Origin of the sequence: Jilunia laotingensis (assembly GCF_014385165.1) — a bacterium.
GTDB lineage: Bacteria > Bacteroidota > Bacteroidia > Bacteroidales > Bacteroidaceae > Bacteroides > Bacteroides laotingensis.
Map to the genome: position 1 here is coordinate 1,908,547 of NZ_JACRTF010000001.1, position 24,893 is coordinate 1,933,439.

A 24,893-nucleotide genomic window follows, 5' to 3' on the forward strand; every position below is an offset into this window, starting at 1 on the left:
TTAAAAGAGGAGTTTCAATGCTCCTTTTTTTCTATTTTTAATTTTTCAATTAATCGTCTTCATAGATCTCAAAATCTTCTTTCCCTACCCCGCAGAGTGGACAAACCCAATCCTCCGGAATATCTTCAAAAGCTGTGCCTGGTTCAATGCCACTATCTGGATCGCCTTTTTCGGGATCATAAATATAATCACAAACTGTGCAAATGTACTTCTTCATAATGTTTTATTTTTTTAATTGGTTATATTAATAATAACAAAATAGGGAGTTGTTTGTTCATTAATATCTATTTTTTTATAGCAGAAAAGTTGTACCTTTGCCTCCACACAATCAATAATATCAGGCAATTTGAAAGACTTATGAAAGTAGATGTTCTATTAATCGTTTTATGTTTGTTTTTTTTAATTGCTTTCCTTTATGAGAGAAGAAGGCGTATACATACACGTCTGGTTTTACAGAAAGAAACGGACGAGTTAAAGCGAACTAGTGATATTGCAGCGGCTATTCTTAAAAGTGTACATGCATTTGTACTGTTAATAGACAGAGATTTTACGGTGTTGAAAACAAATTATTACAGGCGTACCGGTACAAAGAAGGGGTCTAAAGAGAAAAAAGTCGGAGACTTATTGCAATGCCGGAATGCACAATCTGTCGCAGGTGGATGTGGAATGCATGAGTTATGTGTATCCTGTCCTGTTCGTAAAGCTATCACGCAAGCTTTTACCGATGAAAAGAATTTCACTGATCTGGAGACTACTATGAATTTATGTATATCCGATAATGAATCGATTGAATGTAATGTATTGGTTTCCGGCAATTATCTTTCTCTGGATGGAGAAGATTGTATGGTACTTACTGTACACGATGTAACTGATCTGAAAAGAGCCGAGCGTGTTTGAGAGAAAGCATGACAATTGATTAATACTATTCTGATGACGGATGATTTATATTTCTAATGATAGTCGATTTGTAGAGGCTTTTAAAGATAAAGTGGATTAATAATAAGAGAGTTACAAAATAAATGTAGTATTAAAAAGGATACTAAATCTAGTTTTGTAGATGTAAATTGTTCCCTTGAAACTCATAGTTTATGCTTTGGTTTTCTTAAATTTGGTGAAGAAAAATATGTTGTATTTAATACCCAAATGCTATGAGATCAAGATTATTACTTCTAATGGCAGGCATATTCTTTACTGCCCTTCTTTTTACTGAAAACCTTTCAGCGGAAAATGATCCGGTCGTAACCAAAGCAACGGTGAACGCCTACGTTCTGTCACTTAATGACGACCCTGGCATCTTTCTGTTCGATTTGAAAAATCCTGGTAACTTGGAAATGAAGTTTCCTCTTGAAGCTAACGAGATTGCCAGTGCAGGAACTTATGCTAATGGCAAATATTATGCAATGATTCTTACTAAAGACCAAAAGCCTATAGGTTTGTTTGCTTATGATTTGCAAACCGGCTTACGGACATTGGTGAATGACATGTCGGACGCGGTTTCGTTTTTTATAGACATGACATATGATTATACCACTTCGTCGCTCTATGCTTTATGGTATGATTATCCGAATACGACACTGTTACGTGTAAATACCGAAGATGGATCACCAACATTGATCAATATTTATCAAAATAAAGGACTCTATGCCATAGCGGCTGACATAACAGGGCAGCTTTATGTTACTTCATCTAATGGATATGTTTATTCCATAGATAAAACAAATAACGAACTAGTGGAACTGTTCTCTACTGAAATTTATGGTAGCGGCTTTCAAAGCATGGATTTCGATTTGAACAGCGGGCGGTTGTATTGGATAATTCATCGATATGGTAATCCGTTGTTTTACGAAATAGATCTGGCTCAACAGAGCATTCAACCGATGAATAATTTCCCATCCGGTTATCAAATGGGTGGTTTACATACGGCATTTACGAATGCTGTTTCGGAGAGTCCTGCTGCGATTGATAACTTGTCTGCCCAATATGGTGAAGATTTCTTGTCAACATTGAAATGGACAAATCCGACTTTGACTCTTGCGGGAGAAGCATTGCCTGATTTGTTGTATGCAGAAGTATATCGAAACGATACTTTGGTGGACAAATTAACTAACGTTTCCAAAGGAGGGACTTCGGAATGGACAGATTTATCTGCTCCTAATAAAATTAATAAATATAAGATAATCACTTATACATCTGATGGTAAAGAAGGATTTCCGGCATGGATATCTTCTTTCTCAGGGCAAGATGTTCCCGGCAATCCGACCAATGTTGAAGTATCAAAGCTCAGTGAAACGAGTGCTTCTATCACTTGGGAAGCTCCTACTAACGGACTACATGACTGCTGGTTTGATCGGGAAACGTTGACTTACAAAATAGTCCGCCAGCCCGATAATACAGTTCTGGCTGAACAATTGTCGGCCACAACCTATACTGATGAAAATGTTACGGAATATTCAAACTATACGTATCAAATTATAGCCCTTAATGCTCATGGTGAAGGAGGAAGTGCTTTATCATCTACCGTTTCGTTGGGAGAGAGTATTCATCTTCCTTTTACTTCTACTTTTCTGACGGAAGAAGACTTTAACCTGTGGAGTGTTTATAACAGGGATGATACAGAAGCCAGTTGGTCTTTCGGACAGACGTATAAAGGAGAAGGATGTGCTACCTCCTCATCCTATGTCACACCTTTCACAACTGTCGATAACTGGTTGGTATCTCCTCCTTTATATCTGGAAAAGGGAATTAGGTATGAATTGTCTTTTAAAGCATATACCGCCTATTATAATAGTGAAACGTTCAGAATAACTCTTGGAACAGCGCCTGATCCGGAAGCCCAAACTATTATTGTCAAAGATTTGTCTGTTAAAAACTACTATGGTGAATCTGTAACTATTATTTTACCTGAACAAGAAGAGGATGGGAACTATTATTTAGGTATCCAACATTATGCCGAAGTAAGTAACTGCATGATGTTACAAGTCAATAACCTGCAACTTAAAGAACAAGATAAAGGAAGTGTGAACGGAACGATTACCACAGCCACAGGTCCTATTGCAAATGTTACGATTACTTTAAACGGTGACAGGACTTATACGGGTAAGACGGATGCTGATGGAAAATATGATATTAAAGAGGTCATTCAAGGAGAATATGTGTTGAAAGCAAGTGTTTTGGGATATGAAGAGTGGGAAGAAAATATAACTGTAACTCCAGAAGTGGCTTTGAATAAAGATATTACTTTGGAAACGTTGCCACAGTATAAAGTACAAGGAGTTGTGAATGATAGTAAGGGAAATCCTGTCAGTGGGGCAACGATAATTCTATCAGGGTATAATTATTATCGTACCTCTACGGATGGAGACGGAGCATTCAAATTTGATCAAGTGTACCAGAGCCGTGAATATAAATTGGAGATAAAAAAGAATAACTTCGAATCGAAGAGTAATTCATTGATAGTGGAAAGTGATGTACAATATGATCCGGTTCAATTAGTATATAAGAATTTGTCCCCGTATACGATAGAAGCAACAATGACTCAGGAAGGACAAGACGAATCGGTTGTGATTAGCTGGAATCGTCCTGTCGATCTGACAGCATATGCTTATGACAATGACCAGCCTTCTACGCCTATCGGTTATGACATAGGAAGAGAAACACATATTTTGGGTGCCGTCTACCGGGAGGCTACTACACTTTACCGTATTAAATGGTATACCATGAGCCATGATGAAAAGAAACCTTTTGTACATGTTTATATCATTGATCTCGATGAACAGGGTAATCCAACGGGAGAAATGCTTTTCTCACAAAAGGAAGTGCCGACCGAAGACGACCAGTGGACTACATTCGAATTACCCGAACGGGTCAGCGCGCCACGCGGTTTTATGATTGCACTCAGCGGAGAGGGCAATATTAACCTTGCTAAAGACGATAATCCCGAAATAGTAGGTGGTAAGACACAGTGTTATAGCACAAATTATGCGTTCCCTGATGGATATACGTATTTTGAAGATGCAAAATGGACGGGGGCTTTAATGCTACGTGCCGAGGGAGAGGCGATTGAGAAAGAAGAACATCCTATTAATGTTACTTATAACCTGTGGAGGCTTGCACAAGAAGATAAGGACCATCCGGATAAGTGGACACAAGTTGTTTCCGGTACAACCGACCGGACTTTGAAAGATAATTCGTTCCATGCATTGCCTATGAATACTTATTTATATGCAGTTTCAGCTTCTTACCCGGTGGACAATCTCGTTTCTGAGAAAGTATTTTCAAACCCTGTTTATCACCAGCAGTTCACAGACGTTACGTTTAATATAAACACTAATTCCGTTCCGGAAGATGCTGAAGGGGCTTTAATCAAGCTGGATGATGTGCGGGGGAACCATTATCAAATAACTGTAACCGATGGTAAAGCCTCCTTGCCACATATCTGGAAAGGAATCTACACCTTGACTTTAACCCAAGCCGGATTTGAGCAACAGGTAGTATCTGTAGATTTAAGTGCGGAGAGTGAATATGAATTATCTTATACTTTGGTTCAGATCATTGCACCGGTAAGTAACCTTGATATCCTGCCCACGGAACAAAAAACGGAATGGAAATTGATGTGGGATTTATTTGGAAATATTGAAGACGGATTTGAGAGTGAAGCCTATGAAGACTTTGAAATTAATCCCGTTGGAAATACCGGTTGGCAATATATTGACAACGATGGTTTGGAGACTTATGGATTTGGCGCAACGACCTTCCCGAATATGCGTGCAAAGATGGCTGCCATTCTATTCAATTCGAATACAACGGAACCTCCATTGGCTATTCATACGGCTCATTCAGGCGATCGTGCCCTGGCGTTCTTTGCAGCAAGGGAAACAGAAGATGAATCGGGAAATATCGTTCTGCACACAAGCGATGATTATCTGATCTCACCGGAATTGAATTTTCACAAGGATTTCACCTTTAGTTTCTATGCAAGAAGTTACAATGACGAGAATGGATTGGAAAGAATACGTGTGGGCTATTCTACAACCGATACCCAATTGAATAGTTTCACTTATATTGATAAAGAACTGATCAGTGTACCCACGGAATATACAAAATATACATATGTCATTCCGAAAGAAGCTAAATATGTGGTATTGAACAGTTCTTCGCCGAGCGCATTCATTCTTTTGGTAGATGACATTTTTATTGGGACAGATCAGGTAACTTCTACGGAAGAACCGGGATACGGTACATTCGATGGCTATAAGGTGTATGTAGATAATGTCTGTGTAGCCACGACTCAGGAAAATAATATCTTATTGACCGGATTGACAAACGGTGATCATACGGCATCTGTCACCAAAGTGTATAAAACAGGTGAATCCGCCCCATTGTCTATTGACTTTCATGTGGACAATCCGGATGGCATCAATGAAGTGAACTCCGATTTCGGTATCTACGTGATTCCGGAGAATAAGCTGATTCTTCAAGGTGCTTATAAGCAAATGAAACTGTTCACCGCAACCGGCACGTGCATGATGGTTACAGATGATGTTCTGCCTGAGACAGACTTGAATCATTTGGATAAAGGAGTTTACATCATTTCAGTCATGACGGTGGAAAACCGGAATATAGTGCGTAAGATTGTACTAAAATAGGCGCATAATCCTTATTGCAAAGGTTTTCATTTGTTCTTTTTTGCTATATTTGTCGCACTAAGAAGATATGAATGAAAACACGTATACTATTCCTGTTCCTTGCCTGCATTTGGCAGGGAACAGGACTTTTGGCAAAAGAAGACGAGAATGTTGAATCGATACTTCAACAAGCTTATGATCTGGATACCTCTCATCCGGAGGAGGCTATTGAAAAGGCAAAACAAGCGTATGAAATAGGAAAAGGCATCAATGATGCAGTAATCTGTTCTCGTGCGCTTTCTTTTTATGCCCGGATCACGATGTTCGAGGGAGACCATGAATTAGGACTGAGGCTTTATCTGAATGCGTTGAATTTTTGTCCGCCGGATTCAATATCTATTCTTGCTGACATATACAGTGGGATCGGATGGGGATATACGGAACTGGACGATAGGGAAAAGGCTTTGGATTATATTGATAAGAGTTTGCGGATTTATCAAAAACAAGCTGATACAATCGGTGTTGCCATCTCTTATAATTATAAAGGATTCATTTATTATCGCGGGAGCCAGTATGACCGGGCTGATCATTTCTTCCATCTTGCCTTGGATATATTCAGGAAGCAGGATAACCAACGCAATATCGCTGCGGTGATCAACAATCTTTGTATGTCTCCGGGCAACAGTGATGAAAAGGTGAAGCTTATCCAGGAAGCCATTTCGATAAACCAGTCTCTTGGTAACATGTGGTCTATCGGGGAGAATTATAACAATCTGGGGAAACAGTATTACTATCTGCACCGCTATGACGATGGACTGTTGGCATTGGAACGGGCGAAAGAATATGCACAGAGGGCGAAAGCGAAAAATCTTCTGTTGGAGAATTATCAGTTGCGTTCGCTTATCTATGCTGCCCAAAAAGATTATCCGATGGCATTCAATGCCGCCCAAAAACAGATAGAACTCGATAAAGAAATTCGTTCAGAGAAAAACATCCGGGACATGGAACGTTACATCTCCAATCAGGAGTTGTTGAAGCTCAAACAGGAGTATGAATTGCAACAGAAAAAGCATGACCTTGCCATCCTGCAAAAGAACTGGATCATTACGGTGATTGTCCTGTTGCTTTGCCTTTTATTGTTCTTTATGCGTTTCAGGTGGTTTAAGAAAAAGAAAGAGATGGAGCTTATTGCCCGGCAATATGAACTGGAACAATCACAGTGCCGGATCATGGAACTGGAAATAAAGAAAAAGGAGGAGACTATCGGCAGCATAGATAATGAATTGCAAGCTGCCAAAGAAAAACTGGGGTATATGTTGCTGTTCTTAAGGAGCCGTAACGAATTGCTTGAAAAGATACGCAACATGATCAGGGAAACTTACAAAATGGAGCCGTTCGAGCAACTTACCCATCTGAAAAAGGTGAATACTTTCATTGCCCAGTACCAGATGGAAGAGCAACAAGATGAGCTAGCCCTTCAGATAGAGGAACAGAACAGGGATTTCTCTAAACGACTGGAAGAGCAATTCCCCTGTATTACTGCCAGTGAAATGAACCTTGCCGTATTGCTGAGGATGAACCTTTCTTCAAAAGAAATAGCTTTGATAACCGGAAACTCCGTTAAAACCATCAGCATGACCCGTCACCGCTTGAGGAAGCATATCGGATTGAAACCGGAAGAAGATATTGTTCTTTTTTTGCAAAGAATTTAGGGATCGTTTCTTAAACTATTTTCTTTTATGCCGGGGCATTGTCCGGAACGTTGCATAGGCTTTAGGGAGGCATTCGACGGAAACACCTTAAAAAAAACTAATAAACATTCTATCCCGATTTAATGTTGTACTTTTGCAATCCTAACTTAACGCATGTATCTGAATGACTGCAAAAAAAGATGATTATTATCATTTAGGCCTTACAGATAGTGAGGTCTTGAAAAGTAGAGAAAAGTATGGGGTTAACCTGCTTACCCCTCCCAAACGTACCTCCCTGTGGAAACTGTATTTGGAAAAGTTTGAAGATCCCGTGGTGCGTGTGTTACTTATTGCAGCTGTTTTCTCATTTATTATTTCTGTCATTGAAAATGAGTATGCCGAAACTATCGGCATCATTGCGGCTATTTTGCTGGCTACGGGAATCGGTTTCTATTTTGAATATGACGCAAGCAAGAAGTTTGACTTATTGAACGCAGTCAATGAGGAAACACTTGTCAAAGTGATCCGTAACGGCAAGATTCAGGAGATTCCCAGAAAGGACATCGTGGTAGGCGATATTGTGGTACTTGAAACGGGTGAGGAAATTCCCGCTGATGGAGAGCTGATAGAAGCCATCTCCCTGCAAGTCAACGAGTCGAACCTTACGGGAGAGCCTGTAATAAACAAGACGATCATCGAAGCCGATTTTGATGAGGAAGCCACTTATGCTTCCAATAAAGTGATGCGTGGAACAACGGTGGTCGATGGGCATGGAATGATGAAAGTACTCCGCGTGGGAGATGATACCGAGATCGGTAAAGTGGCACGGCAGAGTACGGAACAAAGCGGCGAACCTACACCGCTGAACATACAACTTACCCGCCTCGCCAAGTTGATTGGCAAGATCGGTTTTGCCGTGGCAGGTGCCACCTTTGTCATTTTTGTATCCAAGGACCTTTATCATTATATCTCTGCAAATGAAATAACCGGCTGGCACAATTATATGGCTATCGCACAGATTGTCCTGAAATATTTTATGATGGCTGTTACCTTGATCGTAGTAGCTGTCCCCGAAGGACTTCCGATGAGCGTCACGCTGAGTCTGGCTTTGAATATGCGCCGTATGCTTTCCACCAACAACCTTGTACGAAAGATGCATGCTTGTGAAACGATGGGAGCGATCACGGTCATTTGCACGGATAAAACCGGTACGCTGACTCAGAATCTGATGCAGGTGCATGAACCTGACTTTTACGGACTGAAAGAAGGGGGCAAACTTTCCGATGATGAGTTGAGCAAACTTGTGATGGAGGGGATCAGTGCCAATTCTACCGCTTTTCTTGAAGAGACAGCCGAGGGTGAGAAGCCGAAAGGGGTGGGCAATCCTACGGAAGTAGCTTTATTGTTATGGCTGAACGGACAACATAAGGATTACTTGGAATTGCGCGAGCAAGCTAGCGTGCTTGATCAGTTGACATTCTCCACCGAGCGTAAATATATGGCTACATTGGTGCAGTCGCCCCTGATCGGAAAGAAAGTGCTTTATGTAAAGGGCGCTCCGGAGATTGTTCTCGGCAAATGCAAGGAGGTGATACTGGATGGCAGAAAGGTGGAGGCGAACGAATACCGTCCCACGGTGGAGGTCCAGTTGCAGGAGTACCAGAATATGGCAATGCGTACCTTGGGATTTGCCTACAAAATAGTCGATGCCGATGCTCCGGATGATTGTGTGGCATTGGTTGCCGAAAATGATTTGAATTTCCTGGGAGTGGTTGCCATCTCCGATCCTATTCGCCCGGACGTACCTGCCGCAGTAGCAAAATGCCAGTCCGCAGGCATCGGCATTAAGATTGTCACGGGAGATACTCCCGGCACAGCCACGGAAATAGCCCGCCAGATCGGACTATGGAAACCGGAAGATACGGAACGAAACCGCATCACCGGTACTGCCTTTGCCGAGTTGACGGATGCCGAGGCTTTGGACAGGGTGATGGACTTGAAAATCATGTCGCGCGCCCGTCCTACCGACAAACAACGTCTGGTGCAATTGCTCCAGCAGAAAGGAGCCGTAGTTGCCGTCACAGGGGATGGGACGAACGATGCCCCGGCTTTGAATCATGCACAGGTCGGCCTGTCGATGGGTACCGGCACATCGGTTGCGAAAGAGGCGAGCGATATCACCCTGTTGGATGATTCTTTCAATAGCATCGGTACGGCTGTGATGTGGGGCCGATCCTTATATAAGAATATCCAACGGTTCATTGTGTTCCAGTTGACCATCAATTTCGTAGCACTCTTTATCGTGTTGCTGGGATCGTTCATCGGCACAGAATTGCCCCTGACCGTTACTCAAATGTTATGGGTCAACCTGATTATGGATACCTTTGCTGCGCTGGCACTTGCTTCGATCCCACCCAGCGAGGGCGTGATGAAAGAGAAACCGCGCCGCAGTACGGACTTCATCATCACCCCATCGATGAGGCGTGATATATTAGGTGTCGGTACGGTCTTTTTAGTGGTGTTAATGGGTATGATATACTATTTTACAAATGCAGAAGGGGGTATGACGGTGGAGCGTCTCACAGTTTTCTTTACCTTCTTTGTCATGCTGCAATTCTGGAATTTATTTAATGCCAGAGTTTTTGGGACTACCGATTCTGCATTTAAAGGAATTACGAAGTCTTACGGGATGGAGTTGGTCGTGCTTGCCATACTTGGCGGTCAATTTCTGATCGTAGAGTTCGGTGGGGCGGTGTTCCGTACCGTTCCTCTAGGTTGGCAGACGTGGCTGGCGATCATCGGTATTTCATCCCTCGTCTTGTGGGTGGGGGAAATCATCCGTTTCGTTCAGCGTTTAATAAATAAGAAAAGATGATTGCTAAAGGGATAAAAAACCTTCTTATTGATTTCGGAGGCGTGTTGATTGATCTCGACCGTCCTCGTTGCATAGAGAATTTCAGAAAACTAGGAATACAAAATGTGGATGAATTGCTGAATGTATATCATCAGCAAGGCATTTTCATGCAACAGGAGAAAGGGTTGGTTTCCGCTGCCGAGTTCCGCGACAACATCCGGGAGATGGCGGGAAAGTCGTTGACCGACCAGCAGATTGACAGGGCATGGAACAGCTTTCTGGTTGGTATTCCCACCTCCAAGCTCGACTTGCTATTGAAATTGCGTGAAAAGTATGTGGTCTATTTGTTGAGCAATACGAATGAAATTCATTGGAAATGGTCGTGCAAGCACGCTTTCCCATACCGGGGTTTCCGGGTGGAAGATTATTTTGAGAAGATATACCTTTCATATGAGATGAAGATGGTGAAGCCGGATGCGGAAATATTTGAAACGGTGCTGGCAGATGCGGGCATCGAACCCGGAGAGACATTTTTCATAGACGATTCCGTAGCCAACTGCCAAACGGCAAAGTCATTGGGCATAGCTACGTATACCCCGCAGCCCGGGGAAGACTGGAGTCATCTGTTTCATTTTAAAAGATAAGTTCATCCATGCAGATCATTCGTAACATATCGGAAGCATTGCCCGAAGCCTGTGTAGCAACTATCGGTTTCTTTGACGGGGTACATATGGGGCATCGTTTTCTTATCGATCAGGTAAAGGAAGTGGCGGTGGCTCAAGGGGTACGGTCTGCACTGATTACCTTTCCCGTTCATCCCCGTAAGGTGATAAGCAAGGATTTCCGTCCGGAGCTGCTTACTACGGAAGCTGAGAAATTGACCTTGCTGGCTGAAACAGGGGTCGATTATTGTATAATGCTTGATTTCACTCCTGAGATTGCGCGGTTGACGGCACGGGAATTCATGACGGATATACTGAAAGAGCGTTATAATGTGCAATCCCTTGTCATAGGTTATGACCATCGTTTCGGGCACAATCGCAGTGAAGGGTTTGAGGATTATTGCCGTTATGGTAAGTCCATCGGCATGGAAGTCATCCGTGCCCATGCACGTACTTTCGATGGCATCCATGTCAGCTCTTCTCTTATCCGTGATTGTCTTCATAAGGGTGACGTGCAAATGGCGGATCTTTGCCTGGGCTATGATTATTTTTTGGATGGGATCGTGGTAGGAGGTTATCAGGTAGGGCGCAAGATCGGTTTTCCAACTGCCAACCTAGGGGTGGATGATCCTGAAAAGTTAGTTCCTGCGGATGGAGTGTATGCCGTACATGTGAGTTTTGACGGAAATGTATATGACGGGATGTTGAACATCGGACACCGTCCTACCTTGAATAATGGCGATAATCGCAGCATCGAGGTGAACATCCTTCATTTCAATGCCGATATATATAATAAGTATATACGCATCTCTTTTGTGAAGTATCTTCGTCCCGAATTAAAATTTGATGGAATAGAAGGTTTGATTTCGCAACTGTTTAAAGATCAGGAAGAGGTGGAACGGCTGTTTGCCAAAAGATAATCCTTTTCTAAAGGGATTTTAATTCCTTACCAATCTTATTGCCTCTTCTTTTCTCTTATCCCATGATCAAGGTTAATATATTATCATACAAGTGCTTATTACTGCAGTCATATTGCATCACTTTTGCATCATCACTGCAAAGGGGGTGCAGCACCGCTGTATCAGCATTGCAGTAGTACTGCATCAGCGTTGCAGTGTTACTGCAAAGGCATTGCAGTGATGCTGCAAAAGCAATGCATTGGCATGGCTAAGCTAATACACCGTGCGTTTCTTCGAGTTTCTATGAATCCCGAAATATAGAGTTCCAAATAGATGGCTTCTATAAACGAAGCCCTTCTGGAACAAATAGCTTGAATATTCTTATGAGAAACGTTTGGATTCGCTTTTAGTATACTCTCATTCTTCTGTTGGAAAATAGTTTTTCCGGCTTTTATTCTTCCCTTGATATTATGCTGTTAAGCATCTTTTCTCTCTTTTTTATCGAAAAAAGAGAAGAAAATATCGAATTACATGATTATTTTATTGTTATTCGATAAATATTTATCGAAAAGCTTTGGCGATTAGAAAATAATATCTTTCTTTGCATATCGAAAAACGATAAATAATCATTGAATAACAATTTAAAAAAGATAGTCGTATGAAAAAGTCATTTATGAGCATTTCGATGTTGATCGTATCAATCTCGATGTTAGCCCTGTTTTTGTGTTCAACTGTTGCCAATGCGCAGTCCTCTTCTAAGTATGTATATAACAAGGACGGTAATACTGAATTTGTTTATACAGTGGACGAAACCGGCAGGTATCTGACTCCGAAGCTGAAATATGAATATGCCAAGGATGATAAAAACAATTCCATCCAGAAAAAGGCATACCGCTGGAATGCCGGCGAAAGGAAATGGATGCCTTATTATCTAACTACTCTTTCCGAGGTAGGGAATGATTCGGTAGTGGAATATGCCGCATGGGACAGTAAATCTCAGACCTACTCCCTGAATTTTCAAAAAGCTGTTTATAACAAAGGATTAGAGAATGATGTCCTCTCTTATGAATCTTATAAGTGGAACCGGAAAATTGGTAATTGGGAGATTGACCAACATTTCCTTTTGGAAGATTACCTTGCCGGGAACACTGATAGTATGAATTAAAACATTTATCTTTGTAATCCTTTTAACATCAACATCAGTTAAGAATGAAAACTGCCATACAATTAGTATTGATATATTTTGGAATTTTGCAGATCATTGCACCTATCCTGGTAACAATTCCGTGCGTCATTTATATGATAGCAACCACCGGAACTGTTGACCGTGAGGCATTGATGCAGATGATTATCATTCCGGCCCAATTGACCGGTATCCTGTTGATGGCGGTTTACCTGTGGAAAGACGGATATATTAGTAAGGAACGGGTCACATGGACTATCGTATCTCCTTCCTACATGGGGTTGAGCGTACTTATTCTTTTTGCAGCCGTTGCTTTAATCTCCATTTTAATGTCCTATGTTACGTGGCTACCCAATATAATGGAGAATGTGTTTGATATCTTACAATCCGGTTGGACCGGTATACTGACCATTGCCGTGATTGGCCCGGTTTTGGAAGAATTATTGTTTCGCGGAGCCATTACGAAAGCGCTTCTTCAGAAGTACGATCCGAAAAAAGCAATTCTCATTTCTGCGTTCTTCTTTGGAATATTTCATATCAATCCGGCTCAGGTTGTTCCCGCATTTTTGTTGGGAATCCTGTTTGCATGGGTTTATTATAAGACAGCCAGTTTGGTTCCATGCATTCTGATGCATGTCCTGAACAATGGTTTTTCGGTCTATATCAACATGAAATATCCCGATGCGGAAGATGTGAATACGATTGTAGGTATACCGGGGCAGTTGCTGATTGTCGCCATAAGTACTGTGGTATTGGTGCTTTGCTACCAACTGATGAAACGGACAACGATAGCATATTCTTGGAAAAAAGGAGAGAATGTAGAAGTAGTAACTAATAATGATTGACCAATCCATGAAAAGAAGATTGAATATACTCTGTTTGCTAGTGATGTTAGTGTTTTGCTATTCAGTATTTGAATCTGCTTATTATTTTGGCAATGCATTTATGGCAGGATTTCAAGCTGGGATGAATTCGGTAAGCGATAAAGATAAAAAGGAATTAGCTTGGATAAGTAACATAAGATCTGTTGCCTTATTCCCTGATGATTTTACCGAACGGACGGATTCAGTGTTCAATGAGAAGTCCGGTGAATACGTACCGGCTATCTATGGGAAAATGCTTGTAGGCGTAGAGACCCCTGTTAACATTTGGTTGAAATTTCTCACCATGTTATTCAACACTATAGGTATCTTTTCGATGATTCTTTCGGTTATATTTTTCTTTTGGCTGATTGTTGCCATCAATAAGTCCGATATCTTCAATTGGAAGAATGTTCACCGGCTTCGCTGGCTGGGAGCTTTTTTAATCCTTAATTTCCTTTGTGAGGCTATACCTAATTATATTTCTATCTATGAATTGTCCGGTGTTTTTTCGATTCCCGGTTATTCTCTGAACTTGTCTTGTCTTGTTTCTAAATTGACATTGGTACTGGGGCTTGTCTCGTTGGTAGTCGGTGAGGTGTTCGCTATTGGGTTAAAGATGAAAGAAGAACAAGAGTTGACGATTTAAAGGAGATTTTTGAATGAAAAAGATTAGTATTTTAGCTATTATAACATTATTGTTTATCGCGGTGGAGTTTGTATCTGCATTTGTGGATTTATGGGGCTATAAAAGTTTGAGCGGCATCGTAAAACAAAGTACGGAGGTAGTCGGGAAATCGATTGATGGAGATCACCGGACATTTACTATTGTGCAATCACTGAATATGGTTCCAGTGGAAGACAAATTGGCATTGGATACCTTGGAGAATACGTATTTGGATACACAGATTCCTTATGGAGTAGGAAAGGTGGTCGTATGCGGTTGGCTGCCTATGTGGATGGCTTGGGTCAGTTTCCTTTTTTTAATCGCCCTGCCGCTTGCCATTTGGGGAATCGTTAACTTTATCAAATTACTGATCTCTGTATTTAAGCATGAAATATTTACCCGCAAGAATGCCCGCCGGTTGCGCATCTTCGTATACACTAATTACGGTATAATTGCAGTTAGCTCGATTTGTGATTGGGTATGCTATCGCTGTGTGGCGAGTCAGACGATAATGCCGGGATACGTGGTGGGCAATTATGAATTTGCCGTTAGTTGGAGTGACATGTTTCTGATGTGCCTTTTTGCTGAGATATTTGCATTAGGGGTGAAATTACAGGAAGAACAGGAATTGACCATTTAACCTAAAACCGAAATGAAATTATGGCTATAATAGTAAACCTTGATATAATGATGGCTCGAAGGAAGATCTCTTTGAGCGAATTGGCTGAGAAGATTGATATCACCCCTGCCAATCTCTCTATCCTGAAAACGGGAAAGGCGAAAGCTATCCGGTTCTCTACACTGGAAGCTATTTGTAAGGAGCTGGACTGTCAGCCTGGTGATATTCTGGAATTCAGGGAAGGGGAGGGATAATCTTTCAAGAGCTAGGTTAATGCCAATCCGTTGGCAAAAGAGATAGAAAACCGGATGCTTTCTATCTCTTTTCTTCTTTCGGGCAGTATCTTATTTCTTGTTGTCTTTTGCTTTGAATGCCAGCGCATAAAGCCTCATCTGCTTAACCATCGAAAGTAAACCGTTGCTCCGGGTGGGAGACAAGTGTTCTTTTAATCCGATCTTGTCGATGAAGTAAAGGTCTGCATTTAGAATTTCATCGGGAGTATGGCCGGAGAGTACCTTTATTAATAAGGAGATGATCCCTTTTACGATCAAGGCATCGCTTTCTGCCTTGAACACTAGTTTGCCGTCTTCCTCGTCTGCCTGCAACCAGACGCGGCTTTGGCAACCTTCAATTAGGTTCTGTTCTGTTTTATATTTCTCGTCAAGCGGTTCCTGCTCATTTCCTAAATCAATAAGCAACTGGTAACGATCCATCCAGTCATCGAAATCGCTGAATTCAGCAATCACTTCATCTTGTAATTCATTAATTGACATAGTGCTATATTTTTCTATTTACTTTTTATACTTCAGCGTTGGAATAGGGGTCACTTCTCATTGTAAATAACCTCCATCACAGTTTGTCCCACTACCTTCAACGTATTTCGGTTGATATTGTCCATATCATCCTTCACCGTATGCCAGTGGGGGTCGAAGCTATATTCGGCTTCGGGGTCGCTAGGAACGATGTCGATGGTTTTGATACCTGCTATTCTGTTAATAAACAGATGATCGTCAGTTGCACCGCCTTGCACTTCGTCGATGAAATATTTTCCGTAACCCAATTCTTTTGCTTTCTTCCACACTTTCCGGTTGATGTCTTTGGCATAACGTTCGGAGATGGACTCCCGGTAGAAGGTTGGTTCCAGTCCGCCTACCATATCGAGTAAGATTCCGAAACGTGCGTTGTAGTTCTGCACGTGCGGATTGCGTGCCCAATATTGCGCTCCCAGACACCAGGATTCTTCAGAGTGTTCTCCGGTATAAGCTTGGTGAGTGCCATAATCTTCTGCGTCCAGAAAGATGATGTCTATCCCGAGTTCTGGTTGTTGCTGCTGTATTTGGCGTGCGATTTCGAGCAATACGCCTACACCGCTACCGCCATCGTTTGCTCCTAAGATGGGTGTGTAGTGGTTCTTTTCGTCCGGATCATTGTCTGCCCACGGACGGCTGTCCCAGTGGGCGAAGAGGGCGATACGCTTTTTGTTTTCCGGATTGTACGAGCCGATAATGTTGCGTGCTTTCAGAAGAGTACCGTCATAGGCTACGAGATCAGCGTATTGACTGGTGACTTTGGCACCGAATTTCTCTAATTGTCCGGCAAGGTAGTTGCCGCAATCTACATGCGCCTGAGTATTGGGTACACGGGGACCGAAATCCACTTGGTCTTTTACATATTGATAAGCACTGTCTGCATCGAATGGAGGAACCTGAACGGTTATTACTTTTTCGGTCGCTTCGGTTGCTTTGCTTTTGTTCCCGCAAGAAATAGAAGAGAAGGAAGAGAATAGCAATATTCCGGTGAGCAACATTATATTATTCTTTTTCATTTTGGATAACTGTTTTATTATAACGGCAAAAGTAATGATTTTCACGGTAGTATATTATAGTCTACATGGTTTATTAACAAATGAACCTTAAATCGACCTCTTTTTTACCTACGGTTAATTCCACTGTTGCTCCGTTGATTAAAGGGAGGTTGTTAGTGACGTGCCCCACCGGAAAATTAAAGCAAACCGGATAATCGTACTCTTTAACTAAATCTGCCAATGCACCGTATAACTCTTTACCCAGCGAACGGTCTTCTTCGTAATCGGTGAACTGACCGATGATAAGTCCGGAAAGTTTTTCGAGTACACCGCCCAGTTTCAGATTGTACATCATGCGCTCTATGGCGTGAGGGCGTTCACTCACATCCTCGATAAAAAGAATCGTTCCTTCCGCCGGAATATCGTATGGAGTACCCCTCAGCCCGTAAAAGACTGCCATGTTCCCACCTCTTAAAATCCCCTGAGCCGTTCCCTGACGGTTCAATTTATGTTTTTCGCAGGTATATTCGGGAAGTGTCCCCGTGAGAATCTGCCTTAAATGCATCGAGCATGGATCATTTTCCGGTTCAACGGTGATGTGGCGTGCCATAGGAGCATGGAGGGAAGCGATGCCATTATGCTGGATCAGATTATGCAAAGCGGTGATATCACTGAATCCTATTACCCATTTGGGATGCTCGCGGAAATGTGTGAAGTCTAACTTGTCGATCAGGTGTACGGCTCCATAGCCGCCCCGACTGCAAAGAATGGCTTTTACATCCGGATCATCCATTGCCTCCTGCATGTCTTTCAGGCGTTGATGGATCGTCCCCGCATATCGTCCCGACTCTCCACCCGCATGTTTCCCCATGCTGACTTTAAATCCCCAGGATTCCAATCTCTTTTTGGCTCCTTTGAGAAAAGACTTATCAATTTTGCCCGAAGGAGACACGATGGCTATTTTGTCTCCTGCGAGTAAATAAGAGGGAAAAATCAGACTGTCCATATAGTGTTCTTGTTTTTTGCAAATGTACATATTCATGACATGGTAACATAAAAAATTACCGTTTTTTTGGCTCTAATGACAAAATGTTACCGCCCAACGTTATTTTTCTTCTATACTATGCTGTATTTCTCAATCATTTTTCAGATATTTGCTAAAAATCTAACGTTATGGAACCTATTAGAAATTTTGATCAACTGACGTCACATCTGAAAACGTTGAATCAACGGAAGAAAATAGCCGTAGTGTGTGCTAACGATGCTAATACAGAATATGCTATCGCCCGTGCTTTGGAAGAAGGAATTGCAGAATTCCTGATGATCGGAGATTCGGCCATCCTCGACAAGTATCCTACTTTGAAGAAGTATCCGGAGTATGTGAAAACCATCCATATTGAAGATTCGGATGAAGCGGCGCGTGAAGCTGTCCGCATCGTACGTGAAGGTGGAGCAGATATTCTGATGAAGGGTATCATCAATACGGATAATCTCCTTCATGCCATTCTCGACAAAGAAAAAGGGTTGCTCCCCAAAGGGAAGGTGTTGACCCATCTGGCCGTAATGCAGATTCCTACTTATAATAAGTTATTGTTCTTTTCCGATGCTGCCGTGATTCCCCGTCCTACTTTACAACAACGCATTGAAATGATCTGGTACGCCATTCACACCTGTCACTCTTTCGGCATAGAGCAACCGCGTATATCATTGATTCACTGCACAGAAAAGGTAAGTGCCAAATTCCCCCATTCATTGGATTATGTGAATATCGTAGAACTTGCCGAAGCCGGTGAATTCGGAGATGTAATCATTGATGGCCCGTTGGATGTGCGTACTTCTTGCGAACAGGCTAGCGGTAACATCAAAGGAATAGTTTCGCCCATCGAAGGACAGGCTGACGTGCTGATTTTCCCGAACATCGAATCGGGGAATGCATTCTATAAATCCGTGGCACTCTTTGCCAATGCCGACATGGCAGGTTTGTTGCAAGGTCCTATTTGCCCGGTGGTATTGCCGTCACGAAGTGATACTGGTCTGTCGAAATATTATAGCATGGCGATGGCCTGCCTGACATGTCAATAGAAATACCAACCTGTAAATAGACATACTATGAAGATTCTTGCAATCAATCCCGGTTCTACCTCAACGAAGATAGCCGTTTATGAAGATGAGAAACCATTGCTGGTACGCAATATCAAGCATTCGGTAGAAGAATTGTCCGCATTTGCCGAAGTGACCGATCAGTTCGGGTTTCGTAAATCGCTTGTACTTAATGAATTGGAGAAGGAAGGGATTCCTTTTCAGTTTGATGCTATTGTTGGACGCGGTGGATTGGTGAAACCTATCCCCGGAGGAGTTTATGAAGTGAACGAAGCGATGCGGCTGGATACGCTCCATGCGATGCGTACCCATGCCTGTAACCTTGGCTGCCTCATTGCCGATGAACTGGCATCGATGCTTCCCGGTTGCCGTGCATTTATTGCCGATCCGGGTGTAGTGGACGAGATGGACGAAATTCCCCATATCACGGGATCTCCGTTAATGCCGCGTATTACCATCTGGCACGCGCTGAATCAACGTGCCATTGCCAGACGGCATGCCCGCGAACATAATACGCGATACGAAGATTTGAATCTGGTGATTTGTCATCTGGGTGGCGGCATTTCCATCGGTGCCCACGATCATGGACGTGCTATTGATGTGAATAATGCGTTGGACGGTGAAGGTCCGTTTTCTCCCGAACGTGCGGGTACGCTTCCTGCCGGGCAGTTGATCGACCTTTGTTTCAGCGGCCGTTTTACCAAGGACGAATTGAAGAAGCGTATATCCGGTCGGGCCGGTCTTGCCGCCCATTTGGGAACGACGGATATGATCGCTATTGAGAATGCAATCCTGGCCGGTGATAAAAAGGCGGAACTGGTGGTGGATGCCATGATCTATCAGGTGGCGAAGAGCATCGGTGCAGCCGCAGTCGCGCTTTATGGCAAAGTCGATGCCATCCTGTTGACAGGAGGTATTGCTCGCTCAGAGTATCTTATCCCACGCTTGGAAAAGTACATTTCTTTCTTGGCTCCGGTGTATGTATATCCGGGAGAGGATGAACTTGAAGCGCTTGCGTTGAATGCTTTGGGAGCTTTGCGCGGAGAATTGCCGGTTGCGGAATATAAGTGATAGGGTGAAGTCGGAGGAGACTTCCGCTATACATGTATCTATCATTTTTTAAGAGGATGCCATCATGAGCGGATTCCCGGAAGTTGCAAGTGTGACTTTTGAGGATGGGTTCATGGTGGCATCTTTTCTTGTTGTCGATGGGGTTGATTGGAGGATTTACATCTATTGTTTGTCTTTTACAGTATTTTTGCTTTACTTTTCTTACCTTTGCCTAGGTCGTCTGAACGACTATTGAAGACAAAACGAGGAAGTATATAGAATAGAGATACGATTATGAAAGTATCTTTAGTTAGAAATCGAACACAAAAATAGATTGATTATGAATTTTAGTAAATTGTTATTGTTGGTAATAACAGGGCTATTGCCTTGTAGTTTGGTAGGACAATCCATGCGGTTTGGCGACACGTCCAGAACGGGAGTACCCTTCTCTAAAGATCCTCATGTAATATCTTTCCACGGGAAATACCTGATGTATTATTCAATTCCTCCTAAAGATAATTTAGGCTGGGGGATTGGTGTGGCAGAAAGTGAAAACCTGCATAAGTGGGAGCGGAAAGGTGAAGTATCACCGATGGCTGACTATGAAGCAAAGGGATTGTGTGCCCCTTGTGCCTTGGTACGCAATGATACGGTTCATCTGTTTTATCAGACTTACGGGAATGGCAAGAAGGATGCTATTTGCCATGCCTGGTCAGTGGACGGTGTGAACTTTACTCGTAACCGGACTAATCCTATATTTGCGCCCAAAGCAGATGAGTGGAATTGTGGGCGTGCCATAGATGCGGAAGTCGTATTCGCCAATGGAAAGTATTATTTGTATTATGCCACTCGTACTCCGGATTATGTGAAGCAGATCATAGGCGTAGCAACTGCTTCAGAAGGGACTGATTTCAACCGGGAAGCGTGGACGGAAGCGTGTGACAAAGCTATTCTCATACCGGAATACCCTTGGGAAGAAACCTGTGTGGAAGGGCCTTCGGTGGTACAGATGGATGGAGAACTCTATATGTTCTACGCAGGCGCATATAACAACCGCCCGCAACAAATCGGTGTGGCAAGGAGCAAAGACGGCATTCATTGGGAAAAAATCGGGAACAAGCCATTTCTTGCAAATGGAGATGTGGGGGCATGGAATTATTGCGAGTCCGGACACCCGCATATCTTTAAAGACGTGGATGGGAAGACATTTTTGTTTTATCAGGGGAACAATGACTTTGGTAAAACGTGGCTGCTCTCCAATGTACGTGTGTTCTGGAAAAACTCGCTGCCTTATATGAAATAAAGCCTTTTTAGTTGTTTGACAGTTGAAAATGGTACAATATTACTGTTTAATGACAAAATTCTTGCATTCAAAGATGGAACTTAGCCTTATTTTTGCACAGACATAAAACCCAAAATTATCAAACCATGAAGAAAAACTTTTATTTATCATTGCTATTAGCATTATGTGCGACAACTACTTTTGCGCAATGGAAGCCGGCCGGAGATCGTATTAAGACGAAATGGGCTGAAGAGATAGATGTAAAAAATGTACTTCCCGAATATCCGCGTCCGATTATGGAACGTAGTGATTGGAAAAATCTGAACGGACTTTGGAACTATGCGATTACCGAAGTTGGTAAATCGGCAATGCCTGCCACTTTCGATGGACAGATTCTGGTGCCCTTTGCCGTAGAGTCTTCGCTTTCTGGAGTCGGTAAAACGGTAGGAGCTGAAAAAGAACTTTGGTATCAACGTACTTTCGATGTACCTCAGGCATGGAAAAATAAGAAAGTGTTGCTCCACTTTGGTGCGGTGGACTGGAAAACGGATGTATGGGTAAACGATGTGAAGGTCGGTAGCCATACGGGAGGCTTTACTCCGTTTGCTTTCGATGTGACTGCTGCGCTGAATAATAAGGGGGATAATAAACTCGTTGTGAAAGTTTGGGATCCAACTGACGATGGTTATCAACCTCGTGGAAAACAGGTGAAACGTCCGGAGGGTATCTGGTATACGCCCGTAACAGGTATCTGGCAGACGGTTTGGTTGGAACCGGTGGCTAATCATTATATTACCGATCTGCGTATGACTCCGGATATCGACAAGAATACTTTGTCGGTCAAGGTTAGCACGGACAATGTTCATCCTTCTGACATAGTTGAAGTGAAAGTGTTCGATGGAACTCAGTTGGTAGCTACAGGCAAGAGCATCAATGGAGAAACGGTTGAGGTTGCAATGCCGGAAAATGTAAAACTGTGGAGTCCGGATTCTCCTTTCCTATATACTTTGAAAGTGGCTCTGAAGAATGGCGGCAAGCTGGTGGATGAAGTGAACAGTTACACTGCTATGCGTAAATATTCAACCAAGCGTGACGCCAACGGCATCGTACGTTTTGAATTGAACAACAAACCACAATTCCAATTCGGTCCGCTCGATCAAGGATGGTGGCCTGACGGTCTGTATACTGCTCCTACGGATGAAGCACTGTTGTATGATGTGCAGAAAACGAAAGATTTCGGTTATAATATGATTCGTAAGCACATCAAAGTGGAACCGGCCCGTTGGTATACACATTGTGACCAGGTAGGAATCATCGTATGGCAGGATATGCCGAGTGGTGACCGCAATCCTCAATGGCAGAACCGCCAGTACTTTAACGGAACGGAGATGAAGCGTTCGGCAGAGTCTGAAGCATGTTATCGTAAAGAGTGGAAAGAGATCATGGATTGTCTTTATTCTTATCCATGTATCGGTACATGGGTGCCGTTCAACGAGGCATGGGGACAATTTAAAACTCCGGAGATTGTGGAATGGACAAAACAATATGATCCCACACGTCTTGTGAATCCGGCCAGTGGGGGCAATCATTATACTTGCGGTGATATGCTCGACCTTCATAACTACCCTGCTCCCGACATGTATCTGTATGATGCACAACGTGCCAATGTCTTGGGTGAATATGGTGGTATTGGTCTTGTTTTGAAGGATCATATCTGGGAACCGAACCGTAACTGGGGTTATGTTCAGTTCAATTCTTCAGATGAAGTAACCGATGAATATGTCAAATACGCCAATAAATTATACGATCTGATAGCACGCGGATTTACGGCTGCTGTTTATACGCAGACTACGGATGTCGAAGTAGAAGTGAACGGTTTGATGACTTATGATAGAAAAGTGATTAAATTGAATGAACAGAAGCTAAAGGCTATCAACAAAAAGATCGTCGATTCGTTGAATAAATGAAATTAGTTTATCTGTGGTATATAAGTATTTATATTTAAGGAAAAAGATTGGTGAAGCTGTCCCGGATTACCGGGGCAGCTTTTTTAAATGTAGGATGAACATGTGATACTGGTTTCGTTCTAAAAACTATTCCTGTCAGTCGCTATTTGCACCTGTTTAAGATACCATTTAATCTCATTAAATTTTCTGACAGACCTTTCTTCTCCCTTCTCGGTTTTCCTATCTCCCGTCATTTGAATCCTAATTTCTTTAGTCCTGCCTGCACATCGGGATGGCTCATGAAGAGCTTCCACAGAAGACCGCTCCGATAATTTTCGATCATGACAGCGATGGGGCCTTGGTCTATAGCAAGATAACGTTGAGGATACCAATCGTCCGTTTCGCTGAAGGCATCGTAGAATCCGTAGGGACCGAAAAGTTTGTCGCCCATGTTGTAAAGATGACGCATGACTTGCAAGGAATATTCGGGTGTATAAACAATGGAAGAGAGGGCAGCGGTGGGCGAGATCACTCCGGCATCTTCCCGTTCGTTCGGTGCGTGGGCTGCGTATCCGTTCACGGAATAACTGGCTGTCAACCCCCAGCAGTCCGGACCGAATCCTTTGTAATGTTTCGGGTTGCGGATGCAGTAAGCGCGGTTGACGAGTGTAAGATTGCGCATCTCGTTAAAATAACTCGGGCAATATTCATCTTTTAATCCAACGGGATCGAGACCGAGGAATGAGTATTGTGCCCAAAACAACGGCCCGGCTTCAGTACCTTGATAACGAAGATGAAGTTCGATGCCTTCTACTTTATGCGGAGATACGATGGCACCGTTCTGCGCCCAGCCATCATGATAAACGGTAGCAGGTACTCCATGCGTAGGGGAAGCTGCTGCGAGGATATACATGATGAGACATTCATTATAGCCATGTACCGGGAAGTCCATGTCCCAGCCGTATTCAGGACTCCAATGCCAGTAAAGCACATTTTGATCCCCCCGGCGGTACCAGTTCCAGTCTACTTCACGCCAGAGCTTGTCGATTCTTGCTGCCAGCACTTTTTCTTGATTACTACCGTTGACGTAATATTGATGGACGGCAAGTAACCCCTGCATGAGGAAAGCTGTTTCCACCAAATCTCCGCCATTGTCTTTCTTCCCGAAAGGTTTTACCTTGCCGGTTGCCCCATACCACCAGTGTGGGGATGCTCCCTTGAAGCGGTCGGCACGTTCGAGGAAAGATACTATCTTTTCCATCCGTGTCCGTCCTTCGTCACGGGATATGTAACCACGGTCGATTCCGGCAAGAATAGCCATAATACCGAAGCCGCTCCCACCGGAAGTAACTACGTCCGGACCACCGGCAGGGTATATCCCGTCCATGTGGATACGTTCGGGCGCGAGTCCGCTGTTAGGTTCGGCACCGTCCCAGAAGTAACGGAAAGTTCTGCGTTGTACGGTGTCCAAAAGGGCATCCGTTGTGAGTGTATCGGCCGGTGAGGCTGACTCCTTCTGCCCGGCTTTCTTACTATTCCCGCAAGAGGAGATGCTAAGGAGCAGGAGGGCAGAGAGTATATAGATGTTTATTGACTTCATATGGTTAGTCTTAAAGGATGAATACTTTGGTTTAAAGGTAAAGAGGCTTTGA

The 24,893-nt window shown here is 43.0% G+C and carries 21 protein-coding genes; 16 read left to right on the forward strand and 5 right to left on the reverse strand.

Translation table 11 applies throughout. The annotated features are described in order from the left end of the window. Positions 1-49 precede the first annotated feature (49 nt). Positions 50-217, reverse strand: a complete 168-nt coding sequence (rd, locus tag H8744_RS07140; protein WP_262434189.1) for a rubredoxin — start codon at positions 215-217, stop codon at positions 50-52. A 173-nt stretch (positions 218-390) separates the two neighbouring features. Between rd and H8744_RS07145 the strand changes: the two genes are divergently transcribed. From H8744_RS07145 to H8744_RS07195, 11 genes are all read left to right on the forward strand, one after another. Then, positions 391-897: a nitrogen regulation protein NR(II) gene (locus H8744_RS07145; RefSeq protein WP_262434190.1), complete on the forward strand. Its 507-nt coding sequence runs from the start codon at positions 391-393 to the stop codon at positions 895-897. Between the two features lie 251 nt (positions 898-1,148). Then, a complete protein-coding gene (locus H8744_RS07150) occupies positions 1,149-5,645 on the forward strand; it encodes a carboxypeptidase regulatory-like domain-containing protein (protein WP_262434191.1) in 4,497 nt (1,498 codons plus the stop codon). 71 nt (positions 5,646-5,716) lie between these two features. Next, the gene (locus tag H8744_RS07155; RefSeq protein ID WP_262434192.1) at positions 5,717-7,336 is read left to right on the forward strand and encodes a tetratricopeptide repeat protein; all 1,620 of its coding nucleotides are present in this window, start codon (positions 5,717-5,719) and stop codon (positions 7,334-7,336) included. 163 nt (positions 7,337-7,499) lie between these two features. Beyond that, entirely contained in the window at positions 7,500-10,190 is a 2,691-nt protein-coding gene (locus H8744_RS07160) for a calcium-translocating P-type ATPase, PMCA-type (RefSeq protein ID WP_262434193.1), read from the forward strand. Then, a complete protein-coding gene (locus H8744_RS07165) occupies positions 10,187-10,813 on the forward strand; it encodes an HAD family hydrolase (protein WP_262434194.1) in 627 nt (208 codons plus the stop codon). The genes H8744_RS07160 and H8744_RS07165 overlap by 4 nt, the downstream gene beginning before the upstream one ends. Positions 10,814-10,821: 8 nt before the next feature. After that, the gene (locus H8744_RS07170) at positions 10,822-11,751 is read left to right on the forward strand and encodes a bifunctional riboflavin kinase/FAD synthetase (RefSeq protein ID WP_262434195.1); all 930 of its coding nucleotides are present in this window, start codon (positions 10,822-10,824) and stop codon (positions 11,749-11,751) included. Between the two features lie 637 nt (positions 11,752-12,388). Then, positions 12,389-12,895 carry a DUF3836 domain-containing protein gene (locus H8744_RS07175; protein ID WP_262434196.1) on the forward strand — a complete coding sequence of 169 codons (507 nt, stop codon included), beginning with the start codon at positions 12,389-12,391 and terminating at the stop codon, positions 12,893-12,895. A gap of 44 nt (positions 12,896-12,939) precedes the next feature. After that, positions 12,940-13,758, forward strand: coding sequence for a CPBP family intramembrane glutamic endopeptidase (locus H8744_RS07180; protein WP_262434197.1), 819 nt, complete (start codon positions 12,940-12,942; stop codon positions 13,756-13,758). 7 nt (positions 13,759-13,765) lie between these two features. Next, the gene (locus H8744_RS07185) at positions 13,766-14,422 is read left to right on the forward strand and encodes a DUF2975 domain-containing protein (RefSeq protein ID WP_262434198.1); all 657 of its coding nucleotides are present in this window, start codon (positions 13,766-13,768) and stop codon (positions 14,420-14,422) included. A 13-nt stretch (positions 14,423-14,435) separates the two neighbouring features. Beyond that, the gene (locus H8744_RS07190) at positions 14,436-15,080 is read left to right on the forward strand and encodes a DUF2975 domain-containing protein (protein ID WP_262434199.1); all 645 of its coding nucleotides are present in this window, start codon (positions 14,436-14,438) and stop codon (positions 15,078-15,080) included. Positions 15,081-15,100: 20 nt separating this feature from the next. Then, positions 15,101-15,313: a helix-turn-helix domain-containing protein gene (locus H8744_RS07195; RefSeq protein ID WP_262434200.1), complete on the forward strand. Its 213-nt coding sequence runs from the start codon at positions 15,101-15,103 to the stop codon at positions 15,311-15,313. A 90-nt stretch (positions 15,314-15,403) separates the two neighbouring features. Here H8744_RS07195 and H8744_RS07200 read toward each other — a convergent pair whose 3' ends face one another. From H8744_RS07200 to H8744_RS07210, 3 genes are all read right to left on the reverse strand, one after another. Beyond that, positions 15,404-15,832 carry a SufE family protein gene (locus tag H8744_RS07200; RefSeq protein WP_262434201.1) on the reverse strand — a complete coding sequence of 143 codons (429 nt, stop codon included), beginning with the start codon at positions 15,830-15,832 and terminating at the stop codon, positions 15,404-15,406. A gap of 50 nt (positions 15,833-15,882) precedes the next feature. Next, complete coding sequence (locus H8744_RS07205) at positions 15,883-16,884, reverse strand: M20 family metallopeptidase (protein WP_262434202.1); 1,002 nt, start codon at positions 16,882-16,884, stop codon at positions 15,883-15,885. Positions 16,885-16,957: 73 nt separating this feature from the next. Next, positions 16,958-17,869, reverse strand: coding sequence for a S66 peptidase family protein (locus H8744_RS07210; RefSeq protein ID WP_262434203.1), 912 nt, complete (start codon positions 17,867-17,869; stop codon positions 16,958-16,960). A gap of 167 nt (positions 17,870-18,036) precedes the next feature. Here H8744_RS07210 and H8744_RS07215 point away from each other — a divergent pair, with 167 nt between their 5' ends. From H8744_RS07215 to H8744_RS07235, 5 genes are all read left to right on the forward strand, one after another. Beyond that, on the forward strand, positions 18,037-18,945 hold the full coding sequence (locus H8744_RS07215; protein WP_262434204.1) for a phosphate acyltransferase: 909 nt from the start codon (positions 18,037-18,039) through the stop codon (positions 18,943-18,945). Positions 18,946-18,972: 27 nt separating this feature from the next. Continuing rightward, entirely contained in the window at positions 18,973-20,034 is a 1,062-nt protein-coding gene (gene buk, locus H8744_RS07220; RefSeq protein WP_262434205.1) for a butyrate kinase, read from the forward strand. A gap of 64 nt (positions 20,035-20,098) precedes the next feature. Then, the gene (locus H8744_RS07225; RefSeq protein WP_262434206.1) at positions 20,099-20,269 is read left to right on the forward strand and encodes a hypothetical protein; all 171 of its coding nucleotides are present in this window, start codon (positions 20,099-20,101) and stop codon (positions 20,267-20,269) included. 84 nt (positions 20,270-20,353) lie between these two features. Beyond that, positions 20,354-21,316, forward strand: coding sequence for a family 43 glycosylhydrolase (locus H8744_RS07230; protein WP_262434207.1), 963 nt, complete (start codon positions 20,354-20,356; stop codon positions 21,314-21,316). Positions 21,317-21,441: 125 nt separating this feature from the next. Then, positions 21,442-23,262, forward strand: coding sequence for a glycoside hydrolase family 2 protein (locus H8744_RS07235; RefSeq protein WP_262434208.1), 1,821 nt, complete (start codon positions 21,442-21,444; stop codon positions 23,260-23,262). A 229-nt stretch (positions 23,263-23,491) separates the two neighbouring features. On the opposite strand, the gene H8744_RS07240 is transcribed toward H8744_RS07235, so the two are convergent. Beyond that, positions 23,492-24,841 (reverse strand): glucoamylase family protein, encoded by a 1,350-nt coding sequence (locus tag H8744_RS07240; RefSeq protein ID WP_262434209.1) that lies wholly within the window; start codon positions 24,839-24,841, stop codon positions 23,492-23,494. Positions 24,842-24,893 lie beyond the last annotated feature (52 nt).

What these genes read in the sequence shown, in the direction of transcription:
- rd (WP_262434189.1), bottom strand. Translation starts at nt 217, where the DNA reads ATGAAGAAGTACATTTGCACAGTTTGTGATTATATTTATGATCCCGAA.
- H8744_RS07150 (WP_262434191.1), top strand. Translation starts at nt 1,149, where the DNA reads ATGAGATCAAGATTATTACTTCTAATGGCAGGCATATTCTTTACTGCC.
- H8744_RS07155 (WP_262434192.1), top strand. Translation starts at nt 5,717, where the DNA reads ATGAAAACACGTATACTATTCCTGTTCCTTGCCTGCATTTGGCAGGGA.
- H8744_RS07160 (WP_262434193.1), top strand. Translation starts at nt 7,500, where the DNA reads ATGACTGCAAAAAAAGATGATTATTATCATTTAGGCCTTACAGATAGT.
- H8744_RS07165 (WP_262434194.1), top strand. Translation starts at nt 10,187, where the DNA reads ATGATTGCTAAAGGGATAAAAAACCTTCTTATTGATTTCGGAGGCGTG.
- H8744_RS07170 (WP_262434195.1), top strand. Translation starts at nt 10,822, where the DNA reads ATGCAGATCATTCGTAACATATCGGAAGCATTGCCCGAAGCCTGTGTA.
- H8744_RS07175 (WP_262434196.1), top strand. Translation starts at nt 12,389, where the DNA reads ATGAAAAAGTCATTTATGAGCATTTCGATGTTGATCGTATCAATCTCG.
- H8744_RS07180 (WP_262434197.1), top strand. Translation starts at nt 12,940, where the DNA reads ATGAAAACTGCCATACAATTAGTATTGATATATTTTGGAATTTTGCAG.
- H8744_RS07185 (WP_262434198.1), top strand. Translation starts at nt 13,766, where the DNA reads ATGAAAAGAAGATTGAATATACTCTGTTTGCTAGTGATGTTAGTGTTT.
- H8744_RS07190 (WP_262434199.1), top strand. Translation starts at nt 14,436, where the DNA reads ATGAAAAAGATTAGTATTTTAGCTATTATAACATTATTGTTTATCGCG.
- H8744_RS07195 (WP_262434200.1), top strand. Translation starts at nt 15,101, where the DNA reads ATGGCTATAATAGTAAACCTTGATATAATGATGGCTCGAAGGAAGATC.
- H8744_RS07200 (WP_262434201.1), bottom strand. Translation starts at nt 15,832, where the DNA reads ATGTCAATTAATGAATTACAAGATGAAGTGATTGCTGAATTCAGCGAT.
- H8744_RS07205 (WP_262434202.1), bottom strand. Translation starts at nt 16,884, where the DNA reads ATGAAAAAGAATAATATAATGTTGCTCACCGGAATATTGCTATTCTCT.
- H8744_RS07210 (WP_262434203.1), bottom strand. Translation starts at nt 17,869, where the DNA reads ATGGACAGTCTGATTTTTCCCTCTTATTTACTCGCAGGAGACAAAATA.
- H8744_RS07215 (WP_262434204.1), top strand. Translation starts at nt 18,037, where the DNA reads ATGGAACCTATTAGAAATTTTGATCAACTGACGTCACATCTGAAAACG.
- buk (WP_262434205.1), top strand. Translation starts at nt 18,973, where the DNA reads ATGAAGATTCTTGCAATCAATCCCGGTTCTACCTCAACGAAGATAGCC.
- H8744_RS07225 (WP_262434206.1), top strand. Translation starts at nt 20,099, where the DNA reads ATGAGCGGATTCCCGGAAGTTGCAAGTGTGACTTTTGAGGATGGGTTC.
- H8744_RS07230 (WP_262434207.1), top strand. Translation starts at nt 20,354, where the DNA reads ATGAATTTTAGTAAATTGTTATTGTTGGTAATAACAGGGCTATTGCCT.
- H8744_RS07235 (WP_262434208.1), top strand. Translation starts at nt 21,442, where the DNA reads ATGAAGAAAAACTTTTATTTATCATTGCTATTAGCATTATGTGCGACA.
- H8744_RS07240 (WP_262434209.1), bottom strand. Translation starts at nt 24,841, where the DNA reads ATGAAGTCAATAAACATCTATATACTCTCTGCCCTCCTGCTCCTTAGC.